The following is an 8,175-nucleotide window of genomic DNA, read 5'->3' as shown; positions in this document are numbered from 1 at the left end:
CTTGATCATGCTGATCATCACGATCCCGGTGCAGACGCACGCGGTGAAGCTGGACATGCCGCAGGCGACGCCGCCGGCGACGGACGCACCGCCGCCGCCGTCCGTGGAACTGGAGATCGACTTCGACGGCACGTACATCTGGAACGGCGAGGCGATCAGCCGCGACGTGATGAAGTACCGCTTCCAGCAGGCGGCCAAGGAAGATCAGCAGCCGGAGTTTCACATCCGGCCGAACCGGCTGGTCGAGTACAAGTACGTCGCCGCGGCGCTCGCCGACGCACAGCGTCTCGGCGTCACCAACATCGGCATCGTCGGCAACGAACAGCTGATGTAAGGCTTGCAGTTCATGTAACGCTCAGCCCGGAAGCTCACACTTCCGGGTGTTATAGGGTCAGAACCGATGCGCGCTCCTCTCCGCTCCTTTCTTGCCGGCTTGTCGCTGGCGCTCGCCGCCGCCTCGGTTCACGCGGCCGACAAGCAACAGTCCCTACGGCCCGAAGTCGGCAAGCCGCTGCAGGAAGCGCAGAAGGCACTGACGAGCAAGGACTACCGGACGGCGCTTGCCAAGATCGGCGAAGCCGAACAGATCCCGGGCTTGACGCCGTTCGAGAGCTATACGGCCGCGCGCATGAAGATCGCCGCCGCCAGCGGTGCGGGCGACAATGCCGGTGTCGTGCAGGCCTTCGACGTCGCCCTGGCATCCGGATTGATGCCGCAGGAAGACAAGCTCAAGCTGCTCGGGCCCGTTGCGCAGACCGCTTACAACATCAAGAACTATCCGAAGGCAGTCGAGTATCTCAAGGCGTATCAGGCGGCGGGCGGCAACGATCCCCAGATCTTGGGTGTGCTCGCGCCGGCGCTGTATCTGTCGAATGATTTCGCCGGTGCGCAGAAGGAGCTGAAAGCCACGGTCGCCAAGGCCGAAGCCGCAGGACAGACGCCGACCAAGATGCAGCTCGAACTGCTGGCTTCGTGCGCCATCAAGCTGAACGACAGCGCCGGCTACCTCGACGCGCTCAAGAAGCTGGTGGCGTCGTATCCGGAAAAGAAGTACTGGCTGGATCTGATCGCCCGCACGGCCGGCAAGCCGGGCTACGCAAACCGCCTTGATCTGGATCTCTACCGCCTGAAGCTCGCCACGGACTCCATGGAAGGCGCCGGCGATTACGAAAGCGCCGCCGATCTGGCCTTGCGCGCCGGCTTCCCCGGCGAAGCGCAGCAGTATCTCGATCGCGGCAAGGCGGCGGGAGTGCTGACCGGCTCGCCGACGCAAAAGCAGCTGATGGACTCCACGGCGAGCAAGCTCAGCGCCGACAAGGCCTCGCTGGCCGCTGGCGAAAAGGCCGCGGCGGCGCTGGCCAGCGGCGACGGCTTGGTCGCCACCGGTCTGAACTACGTCGGCTATGGCCAGTACGACAAGGGCGTTGCGCTGATCCAGCAGGGTATCGCCAAGGGCGGACTGAAGAAGCCGGAAGACGCCAAGCTCCATCTTGGCTACGCGCAGCTCCTCGCCGGCAGGACGGCCGAGGCGCAGCAGACGCTGCGCAGTGTTTCGGGCGGCGAAGGCGCGGGCGACATCGCCCAGCTGTGGCTGCTCGTCAAGAAGGGTGCGTAAGCGCGCACCGATGTCCGGCTGAAACCACCGTTTCCCGCCGTCCGCTGCCCGGCGCAGGCGGCGGGTCTTGCGGCCCTTTGAACCGCGAACGTTTGGCGACTCAGCGGTCCTCGAAGCTGCCGTGCCGACCCTCGCCGGAGGTAAAGCGCCGCGCGCCGGCGACGGCCTCGCCCGATCGCAGCGTCTGCATGCCGAGCGCGAACTCATTGCGCAGCGCTTCCGCTTCCGGCAGAGACCATTGCTCGCAGGCTGAACGCCGATCGTTGCGCAGGCAGGTCTGCGGGAAGGCGGCGATCTGCTCCGCCAGTCGCAGCGTCTCCGTTTCGAGCTCCGCCGGCGCGACGAGGCGATTGATCAGGCCCCATTGATACGCCTCCTCGGCGCGGACTTCGCGGCCGGTGAGGATCATGTCGAGTGCCCGCGATTGTCCGATCAGCCGCGGCAGGCGCACGGTGCCGCCGTCGATCAAGGGCACGCCGAAGCGCCGGCAGAACACGCCGAATACCGCCGTGGTGTCGGCGACACGCAGATCGCACCACAGCGCCAGCTCCAGACCGCCGGCGACGCAGTAGCCGGAAATCATCGCAATGACCGGCTTCGACAGCCGCATGCGCGTCGGCCCCATCGGCCCGTCGCCGTCCGGCTCGAGGCGGTTCATGCGCGCCGCATCACCGTCGGCGACGGCCCTGAGGTCGGCCCCGGCACAGAAGTCACGGCCCGGCGCGCCCAGGACCGCGACCATGGCCTGCTCATCGCCATCGAAAGCGCGCAGGGCGTCGGCCAGTGCACCGGCCGTGGCCCGATCGACCGCATTTCGCGCCCTGGCGCGGTCGATTGCGATCCGCCAGATCCCCCCTCGCGCTTCAACCGCCACGGAAGCATGCATCGCGACACCCGAATGGCCCGAATAGTTCAAGGAAAAATACCCAATTTGGTTGCAGATTCTTGACGCAGTTTGCTGCCGAAGCATAGGCTCGAAACGCAGTCATCCCTGGGCCATAAGAAGCTGTCGGACGAGCTTCCTCGGGGGCGACGATACGATTAATTTGAAGTGTCCATTGGGAGTGAAAAATGGCGAAGACGTCGAGTGGGAAACGTAAGCCGTTGGTAAGTCAATTTGCGTTGAGTGGCATTGCGATTGCCATAGCGGGCGCCATGAGCAACGGTGCACGCGCCCAGGAGGTGACATCTCCTGCGCCGCCAGCGTCGGGTAGCCAGAGCAACGAGAGCATCGAGACGATCGTCGTTACGGGCTCCCGTATTCGGCGTACCGACACTGAAACAACCGCACCAGTAACGACGATTAGCCGCGAGCAAATCGAAAGCACTGGTGCAACTAGCCTTAGCGATCTTTTGAAGGTTATCACTTCGAATGCTAATGGCCTCGGACAAAGTCAAACGCTTGGGTTCGCTGCTGGATCAAGCAACATCAATCTTCGTGGTTTGGGATCACAGTACTCGTTGGTGTTGCTCAATGGGCGCCGGTTAGCCCCTTATGGTCGTCCGAACGTGACGTCTGCCAACATCGAGCCTGCAGTCAATATCGACAGCATTCCCGTCAACGCAATCGAGCGTGTCGAGATTCTCAACAACGGCGGATCGGCTATTTATGGTTCCGATGCCGTTGCCGGTGTGGTCAACGTTATCACCAAGAAGAACTTCGATGGCACGACAGTCGACGCGCACTATGGTGTGAGCTCGCGTGGAGATGGTGCGGAAAAGAGCGTCTCTCTTACCCAAGGTTCGACGGGAGACGGCTATTCGTCGTTGTTCTTTATCAATTACTTCATCAATGATGGAGTGCGATCTAAAGATCGCTATATTTCGCGCTCTTCAGACCAGCGCTACGAAGGGGGGCCGAATTTCAATAGCGGCGTGGGATTCCCTCCGACGGTCTTTCTTGAGGGCGTCGATGGTCCGGTCAGTCTTTGCGACGCCTCTCAGCAAAACGTTGCCGGCGTTTGCACCACAAACCGCAATGCCTATACGCCGCTCGAGCCGCCGCAGAATCGGCTCTCGCTGTTCGGCAGCGTGGACAGGCAGTTCTTGAAGTTCGATAACTTCACATTTGATGGATTTGTTCAAGCCTTAATCAACAAATCTTCGGTGAAGACGAGCTATTATCCGACGCCCATTTCAACGGCCATTGATCCGGACATTTTTGGTGGCGCCAATAATCCGAATACGCACAACTTTATTGACGCCTACAATACCGCGCATAAAACTGACATCGCGTACCAGGATGTTGATATTCGATATGCGGGGCTTCAATTCGGACCGCGCCTGGATGAGTATCAGGATTTTCAGGATCAGTACGTCACCGGGTTCAAGGGAAATTTGTATTCGTGGACGTACGAGCTGGCTGGTTACTACACGTCGGATGATAATACGGACTACGGTACAAACTACCTCAACAAAGCTGCGATGGTTCAGGCGCTGACGACCGGCCTGGATCTCGATGCGGACGGTACGCCGGAGTCGTATTTCAACCCGTACGGTGGGAATAATTCTCAGGATGTTCTGAACGCGATTCGCGCGCGGCTAGCGACGCGAGGCCAGTCGATCACGAAGGGCTTCGACATGACGTTCTCGGGCCCCCTATTTGAATTGCTCGGTCAGAATGTTTCGATGGCCGTGGGCTTGGAGCGTCGCTTCGAAGATTATTCGAACGCACCGGACTCACAGCAACAAGGTGGCGGTATTCTGGCATTGAGCACGGGCACGCCGGTATCCGGCAGCCGCGCGCTGACTGGCGAATACATCGAAATTGATGCACCCATTACCAAGTATCTGGAACTAGATGTAGCGGCTCGGCACGAGGAATACAGCGATTTTGGTGGCGTCACGAAGCCGAAGTTCGCGCTGAAAATCACACCAGCGGACTGGATTGTCGTGCGCGCCGGCATCGACAAAGGCTTCCGCGCTCCGTCGCTTGCCGACCTGTACTCAGGCCAGTCGACATCGTTCACCAGTGGCTATACGGACACCGCGCGGTGTGCGCTCCCTGGTGCACCTGCTGACTACTGCGATACGACGTGGCTCTATCAGACCACCGTTGGTGGTAATCCCACCCTGAAGCCGGAGGAGTCTAAGTCGATCTACGCGGGCTTTGTTATTGAACCCGTGCGCGGCGGTAACATGGGCGTTAATTTCTTCGATGTGAAAATTAACAATGTCATCACGACGCTGCCGCTGCAGACCCTAATCGACGCTAACAATCCCGCTGTGGTACAGCGTGGGACGCCGCAGCCTGGCTTTCCGAACGATCCTGGTCCGATCATCAACATCTTCAACGGATTCTTGAATGGGGCGCTGCTTCGTACGCGCGGGCTCGACTTGGACGTCAGCTACGATTGGATGGCGGACATTCTGCCGAAAAGCTGGGGTCGCCTGAAGACATCGGCATATGCGACCTATATGTATAAATACATTTACGGCGACGCAGCAAATCCTCAGAAGAACTACATGGGGACCGACGACTTCGGCCTCGCACTTCCACGCTGGAAGGGCTACGCCCAAGCTGACTACTCGTACAATAGCTACGGCGCGATGCTGCGGTGGAATTATGTGGGGAAATGGCTCGACTCGTATGGACAAGGCTGGGAAATTGGAAGTGTGTCGACGTTCGACGCCCAGCTCAGCGCCTCGCCGACATTCGCGCGTGGATTGAAAGTCACGCTTGGCGTCGATAATGTGCTCGACAAGATGCCTCCATACGCTTCGGGATCGAACAATTATTCCGCTACATTTCTTGGGTATGATCCTGCGCTCTATAGTGCGATGGGACGATACTTTTACCTCACTGCTTCATACGCGTTCTGAAAAAGCAAATAAAAACCCGCCGCAAGGCGGGTTTTTTGTCGGATCATCAAAATAAATTTATCTGAGGGCGCCGCTCAGAGCCTGACGCGGCATGAGTGTGGCGATAATGAGGAATTTCATGCCTATTGTGTCAACCAACGCCACAGACCAACGATGCATGTCTCATGGATGAGGAGTTACGCAAGCAGTAGGAAAGTATTGGCCTTCGCCATCGTCTACCTCGTCTGGGGCTCGACCTATCTAGCCATCCGCATCGGCGTTCACGATGCGCCGCCGATCCTCTTTGCGGCGCTGCGGTTCCTGATCGCGGCGCCGTTGCTGTTGGGCTACGCATGGTTGCGCGGCGCGCGTCTGCCGGCGGCGGGGCGCGATTGGGCGGTCATCGGGTTCACCTCGCTGCTGATGCTGGTCGGCGGCAACGGCATGGTGACCTGGGCCGAACAGTGGGTGCAGTCGAATCAGGCGGCGCTGATCGTGGCGACCTCGGCACTGTGGATGGCGGGCTTCGGCACGCTGGGGACCAAGGGGGAGCGGCTCGGGCGCGGCACGCTGGCGGGACTGGTGGTGGGCTTCCTGGGGGTTGCGGTGCTGGTCGGCGACGGCTTGCGGCTGGGCAGCGCGCCGTGGCCGGCGTATCTCCTGCTCATCGTCTCGCCTGTGCTCTGGGCCGGCGGCTCGGTATTCGCCCGCCGCTATCCGGTCGGCTGTGCGCCGCCGATGACGGCGGCCTTGCAGATTCTGATCGCCGGAGTCGTGCAATTCGTGCTCGGCCTGGCCGTCGGCGAACGGTCACGCTGGCAATGGACGCCCGAGGTGATCGGATCGCTGCTGTATCTGGCGGTCTTCGGCTCCTGCATTGCCTTCGGTGCCTATTACTGGCTGGTGCATGAGGTGAAGCCCGCACAGCTGGCGACGTACGCCTACGTCAATCCGGCGGTCGCCGTGCTGCTCGGCTGGCTGGTGCTCGGCGAGCGACTCAGCGCGATGCAGGCGGCCGGAACGGCGATCATCCTGGTCTCGGTCATCGCGGTGACGTTGGCCTCGCGGCGCGCGACCGAGCACTGATGCGGGGCGTCGCGGCGATCGTCGTCGCGCTGATCGCGCTGCTGGTGTCGGGCGGCGCAGCAGCGGCCATCCTGCGTATCGGCAACGGCCCGGAAGTCGAGTCGCTCGATCCGCAGCGTGCGTCGAGCGTCAGCGCATTGAATGTGGCGCGTGACCTCTACGAGGGCCTGACCCGCATCGCCGACGATGGTCACATCGTGCCGGCCGCGGCACGCGGCTGGCAGCTCAGCGCCGACGGTCGTCGCTACACCTTCGATCTGCGCGACAACCTGCGCTGGTCGAACGGCGATGCGCTGACGGCCGACGACTTCGTCGCCGGCCTGCGCCGTGTCGTCGATCCGCGTACCGGCGCGCCGTACGCGCAGCTGCTGTCGCCGATCGCCAATGCGCCGGCGATCGTGGCGGCGCGCGCGCCGCCGGAGATGCTCGCGGTCTGGGCGCTGTCGCCGACGCGGCTGCAGATTCTGCTGCGCGAGCCGACGCCTTACTTCCTCAGCCTGCTCGCGCATCCGGCCGCCTCGCCGATCCATCGTCCGAGCCTCGCGCAGTACGGCCGCGAATTCGCGCGCCCGGGCCGGCTGGTCAGCAACGGCGCGTTTCGTCTCGATCAGTGGATCGTGCAGTCACAGCTGAGCCTCGTGCGCAATCCGCACTACTGGGACGATGCACGGACGCGGCTCGACGGCGTCGTCTATCTGCCGTTCGACGATGTGGCGTCCGAACTCAAGCGCTTTCGCGCCGGCGAGCTTGACGTGACGTCGGAAATCCCGCTCGTGCAGGCGCCGCAGCTGCGCGAGCGCTACGGCGCGCAGCTGCACGTCGCCACGTATCTGGGCAGCTACTTCTACGGCATCAACATGACGCGGCCGCCGCTCGGCGAGTCGCGCGCGCTGCGTCGCGCGCTGGCGATGGTCATCGACCGCGAGCTGATCGTCGGCAAGGTCATGAACGGCCTTGCCCAGCCCGCGTACGGCTGGGTGCCGCCCGGCGTCGCCGGCTATCAGGCGCAGCGCGTCGACTGGGCCGAATGGCCGATGCCGCGACGCATCGCAGAGGCGCGCCGGCTTTACGCGGCGGCCGGATATTCCGCGCAGAATCCCCTGCAGGTGGAACTGCGCTACAACACGCATGATGATCACAAGCGCATCGCCACGGTAGTCGCGGCGATGTGGAAGCAGACGCTCGGCGTGCACGCGACGTTGATCAACGAAGAGAACAAAGTCTTCCTCGCCAAGCGACGTCTGCGCCGCGAGACGGAGATTTTCCGCGCCGCCTGGATGGGTGACTACGACGACGCCTCGACCTATCTCGACGTGCTGGCCAGCGACAACGGGCGCAATGACATGGGCTGGCGCGATGCGCGGTACGACGCGCTCCTCGCCGACGCCGCGCGTCAAACCGACCCGGCGCGCCGCGCCGCCTTGCTCGAAGAAGCCGAGCGTCGCGCGCTCGATGCCATGCCGGCGATCCCGATCTACTGGTACGTTTCCAAGCATCTGCTCGGTCCGCGCGTGCGCGGCTGGCGCGATAATCTGCTCGACGTGCACTACAGCAAGGATCTGAGCGTCGGTTCCGAATGAGCCCGCCATGAGCGACTGGAATAGCGCGTCAGGAATTCATTCGTGCTTGAGCCCTCTCCTCCCATGGAGGAGAGGGCTGGGTGAGGAGGTCGC

General features: G+C 62.3%; 6 protein-coding genes. 5 read left to right on the top strand and 1 reads right to left on the bottom strand.

The genetic code is table 11. The features are described from left to right. On the top strand, positions 1-334 hold a 334-nt coding region (locus tag K344_RS0111970), incomplete at its 5' end, for an ExbD/TolR family protein (RefSeq protein WP_028080868.1). 66 nt (positions 335-400) lie between these two features. After that, positions 401-1,615, top strand: coding sequence for a tetratricopeptide repeat protein (locus K344_RS0111965; protein ID WP_051362176.1), 1,215 nt, complete (start codon positions 401-403; stop codon positions 1,613-1,615). 100 nt (positions 1,616-1,715) lie between these two features. Here the strand turns inward: K344_RS0111965 and K344_RS0111960 are convergent, their stop codons facing one another. Next, positions 1,716-2,501, bottom strand: coding sequence for a crotonase/enoyl-CoA hydratase family protein (locus K344_RS0111960; RefSeq protein ID WP_028080866.1), 786 nt, complete (start codon positions 2,499-2,501; stop codon positions 1,716-1,718). A 185-nt stretch (positions 2,502-2,686) separates the two neighbouring features. Between K344_RS0111960 and K344_RS0111955 the strand changes: the two genes are divergently transcribed. From K344_RS0111955 to K344_RS0111945, 3 genes are all read left to right on the top strand, one after another. Continuing rightward, on the top strand, positions 2,687-5,437 hold the full coding sequence (locus tag K344_RS0111955) for a TonB-dependent receptor (RefSeq protein WP_084197363.1): 2,751 nt from the start codon (positions 2,687-2,689) through the stop codon (positions 5,435-5,437). A 198-nt stretch (positions 5,438-5,635) separates the two neighbouring features. Then, the gene (locus K344_RS0111950; RefSeq protein WP_245586203.1) at positions 5,636-6,502 is read left to right on the top strand and encodes an EamA family transporter; all 867 of its coding nucleotides are present in this window, start codon (positions 5,636-5,638) and stop codon (positions 6,500-6,502) included. Then, positions 6,502-8,082: a peptide ABC transporter substrate-binding protein gene (locus tag K344_RS0111945; RefSeq protein WP_028080863.1), complete on the top strand. Its 1,581-nt coding sequence runs from the start codon at positions 6,502-6,504 to the stop codon at positions 8,080-8,082. Before K344_RS0111950 ends, K344_RS0111945 begins: the two co-directional genes overlap by 1 nt. The last annotated feature ends 93 nt before the right edge of the window (positions 8,083-8,175 follow it).

This window comes from Solimonas soli DSM 21787 (genome assembly GCF_000474945.1).
Classification (GTDB): domain Bacteria; phylum Pseudomonadota; class Gammaproteobacteria; order Nevskiales; family Nevskiaceae; genus Solimonas; species Solimonas soli.
Note: the sequence above shows the minus strand (reverse complement) of the source record. Positions and strands in the feature narration are given on the sequence as shown.

Bases quoted from the DNA above. Each gene is read 5' to 3' on its own strand.
- K344_RS0111965 (WP_051362176.1), top strand. From the start codon at position 401: ATGCGCGCTCCTCTCCGCTCCTTTCTTGCCGGCTTGTCGCTGGCGCTC.
- K344_RS0111960 (WP_028080866.1), bottom strand. From the start codon at position 2,501: ATGCATGCTTCCGTGGCGGTTGAAGCGCGAGGGGGGATCTGGCGGATC.
- K344_RS0111955 (WP_084197363.1), top strand. From the start codon at position 2,687: ATGGCGAAGACGTCGAGTGGGAAACGTAAGCCGTTGGTAAGTCAATTT.
- K344_RS0111945 (WP_028080863.1), top strand. From the start codon at position 6,502: ATGCGGGGCGTCGCGGCGATCGTCGTCGCGCTGATCGCGCTGCTGGTG.